The organism is Motiliproteus sp. (assembly GCF_965230735.1).
GTDB lineage: Bacteria > Pseudomonadota > Gammaproteobacteria > Pseudomonadales > Balneatricaceae > Motiliproteus.
On record NZ_OZ246016.1, the window covers coordinates 2,754,451 to 2,773,083 of the forward strand.

The 18,633-nt window shown below is 56.8% G+C and carries 18 protein-coding genes; 1 reads left to right on the forward strand and 17 read right to left on the reverse strand.

What is annotated here, in order from left to right; genetic code table 11:
* Positions 1 to 122 precede the first annotated feature (122 nt).
* Positions 123 to 2,261 carry an FAD-dependent oxidoreductase gene (locus tag ACO05M_RS12700; protein WP_421863366.1) on the forward strand — a complete coding sequence of 713 codons (2,139 nt, stop codon included), beginning with the start codon at positions 123 to 125 and terminating at the stop codon, positions 2,259 to 2,261.
* A 117-nt stretch (positions 2,262 to 2,378) separates the two neighbouring features.
* Here ACO05M_RS12700 and ACO05M_RS12705 read toward each other — a convergent pair whose 3' ends face one another.
* The 17 genes from ACO05M_RS12705 to mtnP all read right to left on the reverse strand — a co-directional run bounded on the left by ACO05M_RS12705 (position 2,379) and on the right by mtnP (position 18,615).
* Entirely contained in the window at positions 2,379 to 4,337 is a 1,959-nt protein-coding gene (locus ACO05M_RS12705) for an ATP-binding protein (protein ID WP_421863369.1), read from the reverse strand.
* Positions 4,338 to 4,511: 174 nt separating this feature from the next.
* Complete coding sequence (locus tag ACO05M_RS12710) at positions 4,512 to 4,859, reverse strand: hypothetical protein (protein ID WP_421863372.1); 348 nt, start codon at positions 4,857 to 4,859, stop codon at positions 4,512 to 4,514.
* A gap of 300 nt (positions 4,860 to 5,159) precedes the next feature.
* Positions 5,160 to 6,125: a CsgG/HfaB family protein gene (locus tag ACO05M_RS12715; protein WP_421863375.1), complete on the reverse strand. Its 966-nt coding sequence runs from the start codon at positions 6,123 to 6,125 to the stop codon at positions 5,160 to 5,162.
* A gap of 153 nt (positions 6,126 to 6,278) precedes the next feature.
* Positions 6,279 to 6,578, reverse strand: coding sequence for a hypothetical protein (locus ACO05M_RS12720; RefSeq protein ID WP_421863378.1), 300 nt, complete (start codon positions 6,576 to 6,578; stop codon positions 6,279 to 6,281).
* On the reverse strand, positions 6,575 to 6,991 hold the full coding sequence (locus tag ACO05M_RS12725; protein WP_421863381.1) for a hypothetical protein: 417 nt from the start codon (positions 6,989 to 6,991) through the stop codon (positions 6,575 to 6,577). The genes ACO05M_RS12720 and ACO05M_RS12725 overlap by 4 nt, the downstream gene beginning before the upstream one ends.
* Before the next feature lie 11 nt (positions 6,992 to 7,002).
* On the reverse strand, positions 7,003 to 7,614 hold the full coding sequence (locus ACO05M_RS12730; RefSeq protein WP_421863384.1) for a hypothetical protein: 612 nt from the start codon (positions 7,612 to 7,614) through the stop codon (positions 7,003 to 7,005).
* A 205-nt stretch (positions 7,615 to 7,819) separates the two neighbouring features.
* Entirely contained in the window at positions 7,820 to 8,461 is a 642-nt protein-coding gene (locus ACO05M_RS12735; protein ID WP_421863387.1) for a hypothetical protein, read from the reverse strand.
* 310 nt (positions 8,462 to 8,771) lie between these two features.
* The gene (locus ACO05M_RS12740) at positions 8,772 to 9,416 is read right to left on the reverse strand and encodes a hypothetical protein (protein WP_421863390.1); all 645 of its coding nucleotides are present in this window, start codon (positions 9,414 to 9,416) and stop codon (positions 8,772 to 8,774) included.
* A gap of 229 nt (positions 9,417 to 9,645) precedes the next feature.
* Positions 9,646 to 10,266, reverse strand: coding sequence for a FimV/HubP family polar landmark protein (locus ACO05M_RS12745; RefSeq protein ID WP_421863393.1), 621 nt, complete (start codon positions 10,264 to 10,266; stop codon positions 9,646 to 9,648).
* Between the two features lie 109 nt (positions 10,267 to 10,375).
* Positions 10,376 to 11,611 carry a hypothetical protein gene (locus ACO05M_RS12750; protein ID WP_421863397.1) on the reverse strand — a complete coding sequence of 412 codons (1,236 nt, stop codon included), beginning with the start codon at positions 11,609 to 11,611 and terminating at the stop codon, positions 10,376 to 10,378.
* Positions 11,608 to 13,413 carry a S8 family peptidase gene (locus tag ACO05M_RS12755; RefSeq protein WP_421863400.1) on the reverse strand — a complete coding sequence of 602 codons (1,806 nt, stop codon included), beginning with the start codon at positions 13,411 to 13,413 and terminating at the stop codon, positions 11,608 to 11,610. Before ACO05M_RS12755 ends, ACO05M_RS12750 begins: the two co-directional genes overlap by 4 nt.
* A complete protein-coding gene (locus ACO05M_RS12760) occupies positions 13,410 to 14,864 on the reverse strand; it encodes a S8 family peptidase (RefSeq protein ID WP_421863403.1) in 1,455 nt (484 codons plus the stop codon). Before ACO05M_RS12760 ends, ACO05M_RS12755 begins: the two co-directional genes overlap by 4 nt.
* Positions 14,861 to 15,529, reverse strand: a complete 669-nt coding sequence (locus ACO05M_RS12765; protein WP_421863406.1) for a hypothetical protein — start codon at positions 15,527 to 15,529, stop codon at positions 14,861 to 14,863. The genes ACO05M_RS12760 and ACO05M_RS12765 overlap by 4 nt, the downstream gene beginning before the upstream one ends.
* Positions 15,526 to 16,113: a sigma-70 family RNA polymerase sigma factor gene (locus ACO05M_RS12770; protein WP_421863409.1), complete on the reverse strand. Its 588-nt coding sequence runs from the start codon at positions 16,111 to 16,113 to the stop codon at positions 15,526 to 15,528. The genes ACO05M_RS12765 and ACO05M_RS12770 overlap by 4 nt, the downstream gene beginning before the upstream one ends.
* Positions 16,114 to 16,484: 371 nt before the next feature.
* Positions 16,485 to 16,694 carry a hypothetical protein gene (locus ACO05M_RS12775; RefSeq protein ID WP_421863412.1) on the reverse strand — a complete coding sequence of 70 codons (210 nt, stop codon included), beginning with the start codon at positions 16,692 to 16,694 and terminating at the stop codon, positions 16,485 to 16,487.
* A 317-nt stretch (positions 16,695 to 17,011) separates the two neighbouring features.
* Positions 17,012 to 17,767 carry a glycosyltransferase gene (locus ACO05M_RS12780; RefSeq protein ID WP_421863415.1) on the reverse strand — a complete coding sequence of 252 codons (756 nt, stop codon included), beginning with the start codon at positions 17,765 to 17,767 and terminating at the stop codon, positions 17,012 to 17,014.
* Positions 17,764 to 18,615, reverse strand: coding sequence for an S-methyl-5'-thioadenosine phosphorylase (gene mtnP / locus ACO05M_RS12785; protein WP_421863419.1), 852 nt, complete (start codon positions 18,613 to 18,615; stop codon positions 17,764 to 17,766). Before mtnP ends, ACO05M_RS12780 begins: the two co-directional genes overlap by 4 nt.
* Positions 18,616 to 18,633: the final 18 nt, after the last annotated feature.

Sequence of the window (18,633 nt, forward strand, 5' to 3'; positions counted from 1 at the left end):
CATATCGATAAGTTGTCTTAAAAAGCTGATTTTTCAATATTTTGATGCCAAGGTTGTAACGACTTCGGCAGTCGCTCGTCTGCTGTATTCATTCCTTCGATCGCCAGTTGAGAAAAGAAAGCATGAATTTGAAGAAAGCGCTGCTGCTAAGCGCCGTGGTAGTACTCATCGCACTGTTCTTTACGTTTGATCTGCACCAGCTGTTGAGCCTGGAGTATTTCAAGCAACATCAAAGCGATTTTATGCGCTCCTTCGAGCAGAATCCGCTGCTAACCGGCGGTGGTTTCTTCCTGATCTACGTCTTGGTCACTGCGCTTTCGCTGCCCGGTGCCGCCGTGATGACGTTGGCCGCCGGCGCCCTGTTCGGTTTCGGTTGGGGCCTGATACTGGTCTCCTTTGCCAGCACCATCGGCGCCACCCTGGCCTTCCTGTGCTCACGCTTTCTGTTCCGTAATGTGCTGGAACAACGCTTCGGCAAGCAACTGCAGTCGATCAACGCCGGAATCGAGCGCGATGGCGCTTTCTATCTGTTCACCCTGCGCCTGGTACCACTGTTCCCGTTCTTCGTCATCAACCTGGTGATGGGGCTGACCCACCTGCGTACCGTCACCTTCTACTGGGTCAGCCAGTTGGGGATGCTGCTGGGCACCATGGTCTACGTCAATGCCGGAACCCAGCTGGGCCAGATCGACAGTCTGTCAGGTATCCTGTCACCGGGGCTGATCATCTCCTTCTGTCTGCTGGGTATCTTCCCGCTGATCGCCAAGCAGATCATCGCCTTCATCCAGCGCAGCAAGGTCTACCAGGGAGTCGAGAAACCGGCCAAGTTTGACACCAATATGGTCGTGATCGGTGCCGGTTCCGCCGGCCTGGTCAGCGCCTATATCGCGGCGGCAGCCAAAGCCAAGGTCAGCCTGATCGAAAAGCACAAGATGGGCGGTGACTGTCTCAACACCGGCTGCGTCCCGTCGAAGGCCTTGATTCGCAGTGCGCGTTTTGTCCAGGAAACCCGTGAGGTGGAATCGCTGGGCCTGAAAAGCGCCAGCGTCGAATTTGAGTTTGCCGATGTGATGGAACGGGTTCAGCGGGTGATCAAAACGGTCGAGCCCCACGACTCGGTCGAGCGCTACACCGGTCTGGGCGTCGACTGTATTCAGGGCGCGGCTAAAATCCTGTCGCCTTACCGGGTCGAAGTGAATGGCGAACAGATCACCACCCGCAACATCGTCATCGCCACCGGCGCCCGTCCGGCCATCCCGCCGATCAAGAATATCGAAGCGATGGAGCCGCTGACCTCCGACACGGTCTGGAATCTGCGCGAACAGCCCAAACGGCTGCTGATCCTCGGCGGCGGCCCGATCGGCTGCGAGCTGACCCAGGCATTCGCCCGACTCGGCTCCCAGGTGATCCAGGTGCTGCGCGGCCCGCGCCTGCTCCCCAAAGAAGATCCGGAGATTGCCGCCCGAGTCCAGAATCGCCTGGTGGCCGAAGGTGTGGATCTGCGTTTGAATCACAAGATGATCGAATTCGTCGAACGTGACGGCCAGAAGCTGCTGCTGTGCGAACACGACGGTGAAAACGTCGAAGTCGCTTTCGACCAGCTGTTGGTGGCCACCGGCCGTAAAGCCAATGTCGAAGGCTTTGGTGCCGAAACCCTGGACCTGGCCCTGACTCCTGACGGCCGCATCGAGGTTAACGAATTCCTGCAGACCCGCTTCCCCAATGTCTTTGCCTGTGGTGATGTCTGCAGCCCGTACCAATTCACCCATAGTGCCGCCCACCAGGCTTGGTACGCGGTGGTCAACGCCCTGCTCGGCGGGATTAAACGCTTCAAGGTCGACTACTCGATCATCCCGGCCGCCACCTTCACCGAGCCTGAAATTGCCCGGGTCGGTTACAACGAGCTGGAGGCCAAAGCCGCCGGCATCGACTACGAAGTGACCGAATTTGACCTGGAAGAGCTGGACCGTGCCATCGCCGACGAGAGCGCCTCGGGTATGGTCAAGGTACTGACGGTACCGGGTAAGGACAAGATCCTCGGTGTCACCATCGCCGGGCCGCACTCCGGCGAGCTACTGAGTGAATTCACCCTGGCGATGCGCCACGGATTGGGCCTCAACAAGATCCTGGGAACGATCCATATCTACCCGACCCTGAGCGAAGCCAACAAGTACGCCGCCGGTCAGTGGAAACGCAAGCACGTTCCGGAAAAGCTGATGGGCTACCTGGAGCGCTTCCACCGCTGGCGTCGCGGTCACTAACCCAAGGGCGTCGTTCTACTCTCTATCTACCCAACCATACAGTCTGCCGTGCTGGCAGGCTGTATGGTTTTCAAGTCTCTTCAGCACCTATACCCGCTATCGGCATAAAGCGCTCCACTAGGCGCTCTGGCCTTCAGCCATTACCTTTTCATCGACCTGTTCATTGCTGCGTTGCTTGATCGGAAGCGTTAATCGGAAGCAGCTCCCCTCGCCTTTGCGACTGCGTACTTCGATAGTGCCGTTATGTTTTTTGATGATGCCGTAAGAGATCGACAGCCCCAGCCCGGTCCCTTTGCCCACCGGTTTGGTGGTAAAAAAGGGCTCGAACACACGATCCAGATCTGCCAGATCGATCCCCTTACCGTCATCTTCAACTTCCAACCAGATCCGGTTGCCCTCGACCCCGGTTCGAAGGGTGATATTGCCTTTTTCCGGAATCGCTTGGGCCGCATTAACCAACAGGTTGACCAACACCTGATTCAGCTCCGAAGCGATGCACTCTATCTGCGGCAGGGCATCGTAGTGCTTGTGCAGGGTGCAGTGGTATTTGAGTTCGTTATTGACCAGATTCAGGGTGCGCTCGAGTTCCTGATGGAGATCAGCGATCTCCCACTCATCTTCACTGTCGCGGGCAAAACCTTTGAGATCAGCGACGATCCGCTTAATCCGCCGGATTCCATCCTGGGTTTCGGCGATCACACAACCCACATCCTCCCGTAAAAATGCCAGATCCTGCTGTTCTGCAGTCTGGTCGACCTGCTCCCTCAGTTGTTCAAGGCTGTGGGCATCCGCCAGCAGGCGCTCGTGAGCGTTCAGAGCCTCCAACAACTGCTCAACATAGCGTTCGAAGGTGTTCAGGTTACTGGCAACAAAGCCCACCGGGTTATTGATCTCATGGGCAACACCGGCGGCCAGTTGGCCGATACCCGCCATCTTTTCCGATTGCACCAGTTGCGCCTGGGCCTGTTTTAATTGATCGATCAACTCGGACTGACTCCGGTTCGCCCGTCGCAGCTGGGCGTGGTTCTTATTGCGCTTGGAAATCACCCGGCCCAGCGCAATCGAAGCCGCCAGCGCCAATACCAAAAACACCGTGCCGATCATGATCCGAAAAGGTAAATTCTTATTCGGTGCCTGCATCAGGCTGCGCATCGGCAACCAGGAACCCAATACCCAGTGAGGCGCTGAATAGCGATCGACGGCGGTATTTTCCGGGAAAGGATCGACCTGGATCCCCGACAACATCCCGTCGCTCAACAGCACCTGAAAACTTCTGTTGCTCTGAACCGAAGGCCATATCGTTGGGAAACGCTGCGCGAAAGTGTATTGCCGGCGCTCAGGCCACATAAAACTCCACTCGTGGTCGGGATTCAGCCCCTTGAGCCAATATCCCTCGCTATTGATTAACACCATGGCACCGTCGCTCTGGCCGCGGCTTTCGATGATGTCGAGGATTTTCTGGGCTCGGTAGTTGAACAGCAGGATACCCCGTTTGCGGCCGGCAGCGTCGACCACCGGGGTGCCGATGCGAATCATCGGTTTGAAGGGCTGTTCCACCTCACCCCCTTCGACATTCAGGTCCAGCCGGGACACATAAACCTGTTTCGGATCCAGCCGTAACGTATCCTCGAAATAGTATCGGCCTGACTTATTCTGCAGGCGATCTGTCGAGACCCGTTGGGCGTTGCTGCCGTGGCCATTGACCCGAATTACCTCCTGCCCCTGATCATCGATCAATCGAATCTGATCATAGATCTGATGGTGCCTTGCCAACCCCAACATCACCGCGCCGAAAGCATCCAGGCTCGAGGTCGTACGCAGCTCCAGCAACGGCATCAATCGTGGATCTTCGGACAATCGCAACAGTTCGGGAACGACCGAACTCTGAATTTCATTGCCCAGCTGCTGGGCCAGCGTGCGTACCAGTATCCGCTGGGTCGTCGAGGCATTATCAACATAGATATCCTGCTCATACTGATGACTCAGGTACAACAGGCTGCAGATAACCGTAGCCGTGGGTAAAAACAGGATCAAAAAATAACGAAGGGCGGAGGTGCGACTGCTGAGTTTTTCCATAACCTCGACTTCCTGTCATCGCGTAAACGACGTTGTTGTAGGCGCCAACAACGAACAACGATCTGTTCCAAATTACCACTAATTTTAGAACGATCCTGTATGAATTACTGCGGCAACGGTAAAGATGCTCATCCCGTCGTCTTTCCGGTTCGCGGTAGAGTCTACACAGTCTGACTAAACATCGGTGCCGGGCTCCTGCCCACGGCGCAGGGTGGATTGTTTGACGCCTTGAGCCACGCTCGCAATCAACGCCCCCAGCGCAATCTTGGAAAAGTCATAGAGCAGACTGGCAGAGCTGGTCAGCGAGGCATGCTTCTGTTTGGTAAATTCAACGATCATCTGGTCAAGATCCCGGTTATCAGCCGCACCGGATAAACCGCTAAAAGTCACCGTCGAGGCCCAGTAATCCAGCACCAGACCGCCGAAAAAGAAGAAGATCACCAGCATTGCGAGCAGTTTGAATTGCCAGGGGGAGTCAGAAATGGACAGGTTATCGGCTAGTTTGGAAATGATGTTCGGCATGAGATCCCTCCTGTTCAAGGGGCGCATGCAGCATTGACACCTCAATATCCCAGTCGAGGATGCGGCTGAACCGACTCCCGAATCAGCGCCTTCCTGGCGGGCCAAACATGCGCATCTATTCGAAAAGTGTAGCGGTTAATCCCGATACTCCGCCGATTAACCCCCAGGAGCACTCAATCGTTTCGACGCTGCTCCATCACCGGCTCTGTCGACGACGCGCTAAGGGCGCGGAATAAAGCAAAGCCGGCCGGGAGTAAACCGGGCCGGCTTTGCAGCTTTCAAGGGATCTGCGCAGTCGATCTAGTAGCGCACCACATCACCGCGCTGGGTACTGAAACTGCCGATCGCAGAGGCGATAGCGAACTTTTCCTGTACCGCGGTGACTTTGATCTGCCCTACCGCATTTTCGATTTTACCCAGGGTTACACCGCTTTCCGGGTCGACCAGCTCTTCTGCAACCGCCGAGACCTGCATCACATCACCCACCTTGATCCCGGTATCCAGGCCCGCATTGATAAAGATATGCTGACCGCGGGTACTAACCACCTGGCCCTGCCAAGGCACCTGACGGGTTCCCTTGATCACGTAGAACACCGCATCATTCATAGCGACCCGAGTAGCTTGCCCCATCGGAGTTTTGTAGAACTTATCTCCGCCGATGGTGAACTGTTTGAAGTCCAGACCCAGCGCCATACCTCGTGACTTGCTGTTAGCTTCGACCCGTTGCGAGAACAAAACTTCACCGGTGGTGGCATCCAACAGGCGCAGATCCAAAGCCACATGACTGGTGCCGCCACTTCCGCCCAGGCGGATGCCAAACGGCAGCGAAGACGAACCAAAGCCAAGGTTCAAACCGCCCCCGTCCTTCTGGGGTTCAAACTCGGTGATATCGGCTTTGACCAGTATTTGGGCACCTGCAATTCGGCCGGCCTTAGGCGCAGTTTCCGGATTTGAAACGCCGGCCAAACCCAGCTCCTGTTCGCGCAGGATGTGCGACAGCGCAGTCCGCTCGATCACGACGAAACAATCGGTTTGTTCCAGTGCGGTGGTCAACTGCGAAGACAATGCCTCGCCCACATCATATCCTTCGAACGAACCCAACTTGCCGGTAGCACCGACGGGCATCACTGCCACCCGCATTTTCGGTCCGGTACAGCTGACTTCTGCCCGCTGCTCTGCTGTGACGCTTGACTTGACGGTGGCCTGCTTGCAGCCAACCAGGCTCATGGCGATCATCGGGATGGCGATCAGACGATTGAGTTTCATGACATTATCTCCGCACTTGTTATTTTGTAGCCTGTAGGTAACGTCCTTTGCCGCCAGGGTTCACAAAAAAAACCGTCAACCGGTAACCGATCGGTACCGTTGACGGTTTTGCTGATCTATCAAAGCTGTTCGTTGTGTTGGGTCAGTGAAGCACTACTCTTTACCGGCCTTGCTCAACAGCATCTCAAGGTAACGAATCTGCACCTCGGTCAGCTCCGCATCGCCGTCGTAGGGAATGACCAGAAAGCGAGGCTTGTCGACCAACCGATGACCGCTCATCTGCTGTTTCAGCAACAGCTGCTGCACCATCGGATCGAACCGGTCCTCGCCGGTGATCACCAGGCTGACACCCGTTCCGCAGTTGTGAGGATGGATCGGATATTGCTCGGTTGCCGGCAACAGGCTGCTATACAACCCGATACCGAGTAACACAGGGATCAATAAAGGTTTCATTGGCCACCTCCGCTGACATTCAGATCGGCCCCGAGGGCCTGCTGGTTATTGGTTGAAATTCCGCCGTTGTTGTCACCGCAGACCAACACCACGTTGCCGTTGTTGCCCTTCAGATCCACATCCAGACAGCGGAAACGCTCCTCCATCCGGGCCAGATTCTGATTGACCTCCTGGCGCATCTGGCGGACTTCCGGGGCGCTACCCGGCTGAATCGGCTGAGCACCGGTGTTGGAGCGTGCCGATTGCAGGTAGTTGGCCCAGTCCTGTTCCAATCGCAGCCGCATGCTCTGCAGTGACTGCAACCGTTCGATAACCGGATCGACCGGCGGTGGCTGGTCTGCACCGGGAGGCATGGTTTCGGCCATCGCCGCACCTGACAGCAGGACCAGTAGGCTAAATACATGGATTTTCATGATCGCACCTCCTAGTTGCTGGCCTGATCGCGACTTGAGGCCTGACTATCGGCCCGCTGCTGTTGGCTGTTGGACTGTGCGTTGACCGTATCGCCAGCCTGGTTGCCGTACTGGTTGCTGCCGATCTGGCTGTTGTGCAGGTTGCCTTTATTGACGTCGCCGATATGGATGTTGCCGCCATTGGCGTTGATATTGGAAAGCTGAATCACGGCGCTGTTATCTCCCCCCAGCATCAGGGTGTTGCTCTGGGGCGCGTACTGCCAGTTGAGACCGCCAGCGGCGCCACCGCCTTGGTGGGATGTATCGGATTCAGAAACCAGACTACCGACGCTGACCCCACCCTGCTGCTGGTCCAGCTGATGTCCCTGGGCCTGGCCGCTGTTGCCGGCAGCCTGTCCGACGCTGCTACCGTAGCCGCGCTGCTCGTTGAGTGTCTGCTCGCTGCTGCGGTACTGCTGATCCATCAGGTATTGCCGCGTCAGCGCCAGCCGACGCTGTTGCTCGATACTGACGCTGTTGTCGATATTCTGTGTGTTTGTGTTGTTCACCCCGCTGTCAGCGGCAACGGGCAATGCCAGTAGCACCGATAGGCCGACGCTTAGGGGTAAAAGGTACTGTTTCATGATGCAACTCCTCATTGGGTTTGGTGAAACCAGGCACGGCGTTCCAGCACAAGACACCGGTAACGCGGCGGGCCCATCGCTCTAAGTGGGTAACGCCTCGGATCAACAGGGTTCAAAGTGTTTGGGCAGATCAAAAAAGCCCCCGGATGACGGGGGCTTGGACAGGGAGGACTCGGGATCAGACCAGAGCGCCACCACGGCGAGATTATTTGGTTGCGCTGTTGCTGACCTGGTCGTCTGAACCAACGAAAGAAGTGGCAGTCTGGGCTTGATCATTACCCTGCAGGTTGGTGACGCCTCCGCCCTGCATACCAGTCTGGACCGCACCAATCTGGCTGCCGAGCATGTTGCCGGTATTCACACTGCCGTACTGGCGGCTGATCGTCGGTGACGCGATACTGTGCCCCTTGTGCTTGGCGCTGCTGGTCGTGCTCACTAGCGAACCAACCCCGGTTGAGCCCTGCTGTTGCGCCATGCTGTGACCGGTCGCACTGCCCTGGTTGGCAGCATTCTGGCCGACATTACTGAGGTAGTTCCGCTTCTGGTTCAATGCCTGACCGGCGTTCAGTTGGTCGGCACGGTAGTTGAAGCTCTTGTTCAGCTGATAGCTATGGTTGAAACGGTTACTGACGCTGTTGTCGATATCGTATTTCAGCTTGCTACGACTATCGACGCGCTGACTGTTGTCGACCGTGGCATCGATCTGATTGGTTCTGTTGAAGCTGTTGTCATAACCGATTTTAACCTGCGGATATCCGTAACCGTACGGGCCGGCATTGACCACCCCTGCGCTCAGAAGGGCGAAAGTCGCCATCGCGGCAAGGGTTTTCTTATTGATATTTTTCATGTCCATTTCCTCATGCTGAGTGTCATTGCTTGATCGTTGATTGAATCGCGGCAAACGGATACTGGCTGTTATCTGGATTGCTTGGTGGATTCCTAAGGTAGGTCACAGCCTGAATCACCGCGGTTCAAAGAAATTTCGTTTTTTCACACAATCTATGCCGCGGATCGAAGCGACACAGTCCAACCGGAACGTCGGTGATACTGATGCCGCGACAGGCTGAAACCCTCGGTCGAACCTTCGTTTCACACCGCACTTGGAACAACGAAAAAGCCCCCGTAAACGGGGGCTTGGTACAGAGGGTTAGAAAGGATTACTTGGATGCCGTATTGCTAACGCTATCGCTGCTGCTGACACCGGAGCTGGCGTTTTGCTTCTGGCTGTTGGTCTGCAGGTTGGTCACATCACCCAGCTGCATACCGGACTGGATTCCGCCGATCTGACTGTGAGTCATGTTACCGGTCGCCTGATCACCACTGTTGGTATGCACGGACGGAGACAGGAAGCTGTGACCCTTGTGCTGGGTACGGTTGGTCTGATCAACCAGGCTACCGACGCTGGTGCCGCCCTGCTTCTGCTTCATGCTATGACCGGTGGCGCTACCGTAGTTGTTGGCACCCTGGCTCACGCCGCTGTAGTAATTCCGGTACTGATTCAGGCTCTGATTGGCATTGATCTTGTTCTTACGAATGTCTTTGCTCTGCTTGATACGGTAATCCGTATTCACCTTGGTCCGTGAGCTGTTATCGACGCGATAATCAAGCATGAAATTACGGTTGAAGCGTTTACTGTTGTCGATATTGATCTTGGCTTTGTTATCGGTGTTGAAGCTGTTGCTGTAATCCACCTTGCCCACCTTGTAGCCGTAGCCAAACGGGTTGGCTTGGGCGATACCGGCGGTCAGCGCAAACAGGGTAGCAACGGTTACGATCGCAGTTTTATTAATTGCTTTCATCATTCTTTCCTCATGGCTGTGGGACGTTTGTTGTTGTTCCAACCGGTAGGTCACAGCCCATTGCTGAGGGGTTCAAAGAAAATGAAAAAAATTATTCAGGGAAACTTTGCATCATCCCTGCATGATTTGAGGTACTGAGGTAGCGTTTATGGTGGTCGGTTTGTTACAACAAGTAGCCGTACAGTCGATGGCTTGGTAGTTAACCGTTATGGAATGCAGCAAATATTGTATTTTACTTTTCCTTTGTGTGTTCATTAACTAGCTTCAGCGCATCTGAAGCATTTATTTTCGTGAGTACTTTATCTCTTGGGATTACCAGCATCTGACCTTCTAAAATTAAGTTCATATTCTTCGATGGAAACGCATCAGGGTTTTCATGGAATATCGCAACCATAATCTGCTCTTTGGTCACATCTCCACAATCAAAGCTACTGGCTATCTTATTAAGGTTATCTCCTTTTTTTACTGGTCCATATAAACCATTAATAAAATCCAGCCCTTCGAAACGAGCTTCACAGGCTCTGCCTTCAACAAAATACTCTATGACAGCATTTCCGTCATTCCATAGTTCCTGTGCACCAGCTTTCAGCCCCGGATACGCGATGACCGCTCCGGCAATACCCGCAACCAAGGTCCATGTAACGAAGAGCTTACCTTTGATACAGCCATCTTCAACACTTATTACGTTAAACGAAAATGCACCGCCATAAGTTTCCTCTAAATTATGAGCCAGTATTTTCGATAGATTTAAGACAATTTGTTCTTGAAGATGATATGGAAGATTTCGTAAAGGAAGGTTTTTCCCCATAATAAAAACATCGAGTTCACCAAGCTCAATTACATATTTTTCCATTCTCTTTGTGCTCCATACCTTAGATGGTTACTCAATATTGAAATTTAATAGCCACTATAAGTATCGACAAATGACATTATGTGCCAGCTTCCGACAATATCCTTAAACATCACAAACGACTAAATTTAAGCAGTTCACCACTTCCCCGCTCCATTTTGAACGGCAAGGCACGGGTCACATAACGATCATCAACGACGCGGGTGACATGGACCACGGCCACGGATTCGCCGTTAAACAGATTGGAGGTGTCCACCTGTTTAAACTGACTGCCCAAACCTCGCACACCGGAGGTCGGTGAGGAGAAACCCATTTGCTGCCAGATCGGTGCCGGCAGATCATTCAGCAGCCCCTGTTGGTACTGTGCGGCGTCGTTCAGGTTGATGCTGCCTTTCGCCAGGTCATACTCGCCGCTTTTGAAGAAACCGCCGGAGCTGGTCTTTTCCGAGACCAGTTTGTCATTCTGATAACGCCGTTCGGTTTTGGTCCAACTGACCGACAGCGACCACTCTACCCACATGCGATAGTTGAGGTATCGGTCCGGGAAGGTGCGTTTGCAATCCTTGCTCTCGAGATAGACCGCATGAAAGGTCGACTTGTCCGGCGACGAACCGATATCGGTGCTCAATAACAGGCTGTCATCCTTGAGCCGACCCGAGATACTCATTTCAATATCGCTCAGCTCATCATGAAAGGCCTGACGAGCCGATTTGGGAATAGGATCACTGACCGTCGAAGGCCGGTCTGAACCTCCCTCGTCACCGCCGCCGGATCCGCCGAACAGCATCTTGCTCAGTGCCCCCATCGCCGTGGTTTTCAGTTTACTGCTGAGCCAGTTCTCCTTGGGGCCCAGATCCAACGAAGCTGCGCTTAGCGGGCTGGCACATGGTCCCGTTACCGGCTGCTGCTCCTCCAACACCGATGGCTGCTTTCTCTCAGCAATCGCTTCGGATTGGGTCTGATCAGTGCTGGGCGTATCGGTTAGCGGTACTTGGACCACGGGTTCAGGGGCGGAAACCTGAGCCAGCGGTCCCGGCCTGAGTTCGACCGGCACAACCAGTTTCGGCCAGGCTTGGCCGGGGCCGTAGCTAAAATCGCTTTTGGCGTTATCGTAACCCGCCTGGTCGGTAACGGCCGGGGTGGCGGCCGCACCCTTAGGCAGCGCACCCTGAGTCGCCGCGCCTGTCGGGTTCGCGGCTGCTGCCGGTGCAGGCTTAGTGCTGGCGTTTGCTGCTTGTTGACTCGGGGACGGTGTGGATTCGGTTTTTACCTGCGCCGGTTTACAGCCAACCAGGGTCGCTGCCAACGACGTCGCGATAGCACCGATAATGATACGCTCTCTGTTCATAAGCCGCCCCCGCATAGATTACCGAGGTCGGCGACATCATTATTGGCAAGCTCCGAAGCACTGTCGCAGGCATCGATCAGTCCGGCGCCATATTCCGTATCGACCCCCTCCTTGCCCAGATCGCGGCTGTGAAGTTCCAACATCTGCGCCAGCTCCGATCCCCTAACCTGAGGATTCACCTGCAGTAGCAGCGCCGCAACACCGCTGGCATGGGCCGTTGCCATCGAGGTACCCGACAGCATCGGCTGACCGTTTGCCGGCGCAGCCGTGATCATATCGACCCCCGGAGCGGCCACACGCACATACTCACCGCGGTTGGCATGCACATAGAGTCTTCGCTCGGCATCAACCGCCGTGACCGCCAGTGTTTCCGGCCAAGCAGCCGGATACAGGGGGCGAGCGTTGGGTCCGCCGTTACCGGCAGCGGCCAAAACCAGAATGCCCCGCGACGACGCCGTTTGTATCAATCGCTGCATCAAGGCCGACGGCGGCCCGCCCAGGCTCATATTGATCAACGGAATCTGTCGGCTGATCGCTTCATCCAGCGCCTTGATCAGACTACTGCCCCAGCATTGTGCCGCCAGCCCCCCGGGTTGTCGCGGATGGCAGGCTTTGAAACTGTGTATGTCCACACCAGGCGCCACACCGGAGGCTCCGATGCCGTTGCCTCGGGCTGCAGCGATGATCGCCGCGACACCGGTTCCATGGGTGTCTGCCGAATACCCATGATCAGTGAAATCGATCTGGGCCTTCACCGCCGCCTGCAATTCCGGGTGGCTTCGATCGACGCCGGTATCGATCAGGGCCAGCGACACCTGAGCCCCGGTATAGTGCGGTGCCAATTGCGCAGCGGTGGTCAGGCCCGGACCGTAATTGAACGGTTCCAACGGGTCCGGCTTAAATACCGGGGGCGTCGACTCTCCGTTATCCGCCTGTTCCGAAGCTCCTGACTGATCGGCCGGTGCTGTGCCGGCAGCCGAACCCTCCAGCGTGAAGTAAGCCAGATCTTTCTGGACCTCCAGGACTGAGGGTTCCTGCCCCAGTTGCTCGGCTAACTGATCCAGCGTCAACGAGCTATTCGAAGGCCGCCGTACACGAACCAGCCGCTGTCCGGTGCTCTTCAGCTCGGTCTCTTCCAGCACCTGCAGGCCCTGCGCGGCCGGCAGCTCGGCGATCGCACCGGACTGGCCATCGCTGGGAGCCGGTAACAGCAACACCAACTGATCGGGTCGCCAATAGGGTTTCAGGTACTCGACCGGTGTTTCTTCCGTTTGGCAGGGTCGGGCCAGCTGCAGCGTCCAGCAGGCCGGATCGGTACCGGTGGGCAGCTCAGCATCCCAGGGCAATGCCTGCTGGCCGGCTGGGCAACGGTCGGGGTGACCGGCAAGCATCGCGCTAAGCTCGGGCGCTTTGGGGGTCAACCAGCCTTGCCCGCCTTCCGATAGCGAGCCGGTAACATTAAGCGTCTGGACCCGCTGACAGCTGTCGTTGGCACATTGAGGCGCTAACGGATTGGTCGAATCACACTGGGCCTGAAGCTGCTGCCAGTGTGCATCGTCGGCCCGGAAATTCAGATACTGACGTCCATCGCGACCCCGCTGCAGTTGCAGGCCCTCAATACCGCGCTGTTGCGCCCAGACTTCAGCGCCCCAGTCCGCCGGTAACGACAGGCTACGCATCGGCTGCTGATGCGTTTGGATCGACTGTGGTTGATCCCAGCCCCAGGCGCTGCCGATCTGCAGCATCGCAGCCAGCCCCAACCAATAACACCCTTTTACTAGCCTAGCCCGTGGGATGGTCATGGTGCTTCTCCCGGCAGTTGCAGCTGTAACCGACTCTCGCGACGGCTGCCGTCTTGATGCTCGGTTACCAGACGCAACGTCATCAGTTCACCCTCAGGCAGAGTACTGGGGTCTAAACTCAGCAACGGCTGCTCACGTAATGGCTGAGCAATGGGCAGCAAGGTTTTCCATTGCTGCGGCGGCTCACCCAGGGCGTAGTCGATCCGGGCCTGAAGAAACTGATCCGCATCGGTGGTGCCGATCAACAACAGCTGATTGCCTGAATCCAGTTCCGCCCGTTCCAATCGCGCTTCGACAAAATACTCAGGGGTCGCGCTCAGCGCAGCCTCGGCGTCCAACAGGCCATAGCCGTGATTCCGATCGGTTCCTGTCGGTCCCAGATCGCGGGCGGAGTGCAACAGGATGCGTCGCAGCTGGGCTGATGTCAGTTGCGGATCCCGCCCCAACAGCAGCGCAGCAATGGCCGTCACATGGGGGGCGGCAAATGAGGTCCCGGTTGCCCGATAGTACTCCTGAGACACCACCGCGCTGGCCTGACGGTAGCCCTGGACACCGTTACGGCGCAAAAAATCGCTACCCTTAGCCCGCAGCGACAACACGTTCACCCCCGGCGCCATCAGATCCAGGGTCGTCCCCCAGTCGCTGAACGCGGCGCGGCGGCCATCGGGTGCCACCGCACCGACCACCAGTAGTGACGGCAACTGATCATAGCCTCGTCCCGGATCATCGCTGGCCTGATTACCCGCGGCGGTAATCACCAGCACATCCTGATCGAGGGCATAGTTGAGGGCATCCAGTTCGAGGTCGCCGGGCTGTTGACCGCCGAGGCTCAGATGGATCAGCCTGGCGCCCTGATCAACGGCGTAGCGGATAGCACCGGCGATATGGCTACCACTGGCGTGGCCACTGGCATCGACCACTTTGAGCACCATCAGCCGGGCGTTGGGGGCGATACCGGAAATGCCGATACCGTTGTTTTGACCGGCTGCAATAATCCCGGCGATATGGGTGCCGTGGCCATGGTCATCCCAGGGAGTATTGTTGCGGCCGACAAAGTTCCATCCGATCAAATCGTCGATCAGACCATTGCCATCGTCGTCTCGACCATTGTCGCGCTCGTTCGGATTGCGCCACAGCTGTTTCAGTGGCAGATCCGGATGCCGATAATCGACGCCGCTATCGATCAATGCCACGGTGACCGGTTGTAGTTGTCGGGGGATAGCTGTATTGAGCAGGCCTTGCGGACTGACCAACCCGATATGTGCCAGATTCCACTGATCGGCATAAGCCTGATTCCAGCTGCCCTGGCTGCTCAGCAACGGATCATCCAGCGGCATCCGCCCGGGATCGGCAGGGTTCAGGGCGCCTGCTCCAGCAGAAGGCTGTTGCGCCATACTGACACCGCTGAACAGCAGCAGTGTCAGCAGCAGCGCTCTCGTGGCCCTGTTCACGGTGCATTCCTCTGTAGGTAGATCACCGCAGGATTGGCCTTTAACGCGGCCAGACGCGCCTCGACCTGATCATCTCTGGGCAGCTCAATCTGGTAGGTTCCGATGGCACTGGGGCCACCGACGATGACCACCTGTTGCTCGCGCAGCAACTTCTGCATCTCAGCCAGACTGATGTCGAGATTAAAGCCGATGGTGGCTCGGGGCCCTGCGGCGACCACCGCGGGAGGGCTACCGCTTAACACCTGATAGCCGTCCTCGGCATCCGAAGGCAGCAACAGCACCGCCCCTAGGGCGATCACCACGCCGAATTGAGAGACCACCGCAACCCTGGCGAAAGCCGGGGTTTGATTCCAGTTGAGGGTGTCGGTGAACCAGTTTTGCAGACCGGCAAACAGCGATGAACCAGTGCGCGGCTCAACCGTTTCATTGGCCGCTTCTTCGCTGTCGATACGGGCCATCAGGTTTTCAAAACCAGCTTCGGTGTTGAACACCGGCTCTTCCGTCCCTACCTCAGCCACGCTCTGCTGCATAAACTCATACTCGGCCAATTGCAGTTGAGCATTGGGGTTGTTCTCCAGCCAGGCTTCCACCTCGCGGCGCTCGGCCTCCTCCAGCGTACCGTTCGCATACCAGGCCAGCAGCTGTTCCATTCTTTGTTCTGTCATGTCACTCCTCCCAATTCAGCGTCGGCCAGTCCCAGGTTCTTCAACCAGGGTTTTAACTTGGCTTTGGCATGATACATCCGGGTTTTCACTGTATTTTCAGGGCATTGCAGAATTTCGGCGATCTCTTTGTAGGAACAGTCATGAAAGAAGGTCAGCTCGACCACTTCACGATGCTCATCCGATAACCGCGCGATACTCTGTCGAAGCAACGCCCGTAGCTGCTCATGGCTTTTCGCGGCACTGGCGTCTTCAGCCTCATCCACCGCTTCCGGCGCCTGAGTCAACTCGACCGTGTCCAACTTTTTCCCCCGTACCGCATTCAGGGTCCGAAAGCGTGCAATACCGAGAATCCAGGTCGATGGTGACGAGCGCCCCTCGAAACCGGCTGCGCTCTTCCATATCTCCATCATCACATCGTTGACCAATTCCTCGGCCTTGGCTTCGTCCTTCATCATCCGGATCACGAACCGAAAAATGCGTGGGGCATAGCGCTGGTACAACAACTGCAGGGCCGCTTTATCGCCCTGGCCGATTCGATGAATCCAAGCGGCCTCTTCGGCGACTCGCTCACTGGCACTGTCCATCAATAGGCACCTCCGTCAGCTGACGGCGCCCAGGCAACGCGGTTGCACTGAACGGCAAGGTGGATACAGATCGGCTGATGGAGCCGGCGACACGCGATAGGTGACGTACACCTGCTTCCTGTCGGCCTTTGTCTCAGCGCACGGTTGCTGCGATGTCGAATCGACCCGATGGCCTGGATCGGTGCGATCTGAGACTAGTTTCAGCTTAGGAAGCCGGACCGGCTTTTGCCAATGCCAAAACCGGCTATCGATCTTCGGGATGCGTTGTTGTTGCATGATCCTGCCTCCCTATGGCGATCTGCTGCGCCCTTTTCCCTTTCCCGCTCAATCGACCGCCAGGGAAAACCTGACGGCCGGTGGAGCTGGCCCCCTTAGATGGCCAGTCCTTCTTGAATAACCAGCGCCATGCCGCCGTAACTCGGGTGTTCCTGACGCAGTGCCCGAAGAGCCCGGAGACAGTGCATGTTGCTCAACTCCTGCTGCAGCGATTCAAAATCGGAACGGTCAATGATAAGGGCTTGATTGGCCTGGCCCTGGCTACGCAGACGATGGGCCAATTCGTAAAGTGCTGTGCTGATCATGATTGACTCCTGGCGCGGGGCGCGTTCTTGCTGTCTTGCCAGGTAGGTCACAGGGGGAAAAGATCGGGTTCAAAAAATAATCATAGTGAACCGACAATTCTTAACTTGGGAATGAAAGAGATCGGTGAGGGCGTTGCTCAGCCGTAAGGCCTTAACCCGCCAGGCACCGCTTCGATATTTTTGCTGGGTGGGAGTGCCGGATAGCAGGTTTGACGACCTGGCCAGCGCTCAGGGTCAGCAACAGGCGTTGATCGAGCGCCATACCGGCAGCCTCGAAGGTCAGCAGACGCAAACGCTGTTTCGCGGCAGCAAGCGGTTCAGCGGCCTCGCAGCAGGCACCAATACTGCGGTAGCGCCTGTTTAATCCAATAGAACTGATAGCGCAGGGTCAGGCGACCCCATCCGGCCTGGCGGTATTTGCGGGCGCTGGTTCCCAGTGTTGCTCGGTGATAGCACAACAGCATCTGTCGGCGACGAGCGGCCCATAACAGCAGATGGTCTTCGCCGTAGGGAGCGGACTCATCGTAACCTCCGAGGGCAAAGAACCGCTCACGGCTCAGACAGAAGCCCTGATCCCCAAACGGCACCCCCAGCCAGGCGGTACGCAGGTGAGCACCGGTGCTGTTAACCGACATCGGGCCCTGGCCATCATCGGCAAAGCGCAAGCGAAAACAGTGAAGTCCGTCCGGGGTGTTGTTGAGCCCTTCGAAAAGCTGCTCGATCAACCAGGGACTGAGCCTGCTATCGGCGTGGAGAAACCAAACAAACCGACCACGGGCTTGCCTAGCCCCCAGGTTCATCTGTACTGCCCGGCCCTGCTCGGCCTGCAGCCGTCGCAACTGGTGGCACTGCAGCAAAGACTCTGGCGGGTGACAGCTTTGAACCAGCTCTCTAGACCCGGGGCAGTCCACCAGCAAAATCTCACACCCCGGCGGCAGTAACAGCAGCTCGGCCAGCAGGGGTGCCAAGGTGGTTTCCGCCGGTCCCACCGGCACAATAACACTGAGCGGCGGATGCACCGGTGGCTGCACCGGAGGTTGTGGCGGTGGCTCTGAGGAGTCGGCTGCGATCAACGCTTGAGCAACTCCAGCAGCGCACGCTTATCATCATCCAGATGCGCTTCAGGTGTCAGTACCGCGCAGTCGAGGGAATGGCGGCAATCACAGCTGTCATGAAGCAAATCGCCCTGGCTGATCAATTCATGCACCAGCGTTTTGGCCCGTTCCAGGCTGGCTCCGTAACGGCTGATCACCTGCTCAACGCTGACATGCTGGGACGGATCATCCAGCCAACAGTCGTAGTCGGTAGCGATACAGAGGGTGCAGTAGCAAAGCTGCGCTTCGCGGGCCAGGAACACTTCCGGTACGTTGGTCATGCCGACCAGATCACAACCGGCGGCACCCCGCAGAAAATGGCTCTCGGCACGGGTGCCTAGACGCGGACCATCGACGCAGCCGTAGGTTTTACCGGTATGCAACGGCTGATCCAGGGTTTCGGCCACCTGACTCAAACGTGCGGTTAGATCGGCACATGTGGGCTCGGCGGTGGAGACGTGGGCAACCAGACCGTCACCGAAAAAACTGCGTTCCCGGTTACCCTTCACAAAGTCGAAATACTGTGACGGAACGCTCATCTGTCCCGGTGCGATCTCTTCACGCAGGCTACCAACCGCCGATACCGCCAGGACCCGGGTAACACCGACCGATTTCAGCGCCCAGATGTTGGCCCGATAGTTGACCTCGGACGGCAGCAACTGGTGGCCTTGACCGTGACGGGCCAGAAAGCAAACCGGCTGGCCGCCTAGCTCACCCTGGATCACCGGTGCTGACGGCGGGCCGTAGGGAGTATGGATCTGATGCTCCTCAACCACTTCGAGTCCGTCGAGTTGATATATTCCGGTACCGCCGATTATTCCTAACACGGTCGCTCCTAAAACTAG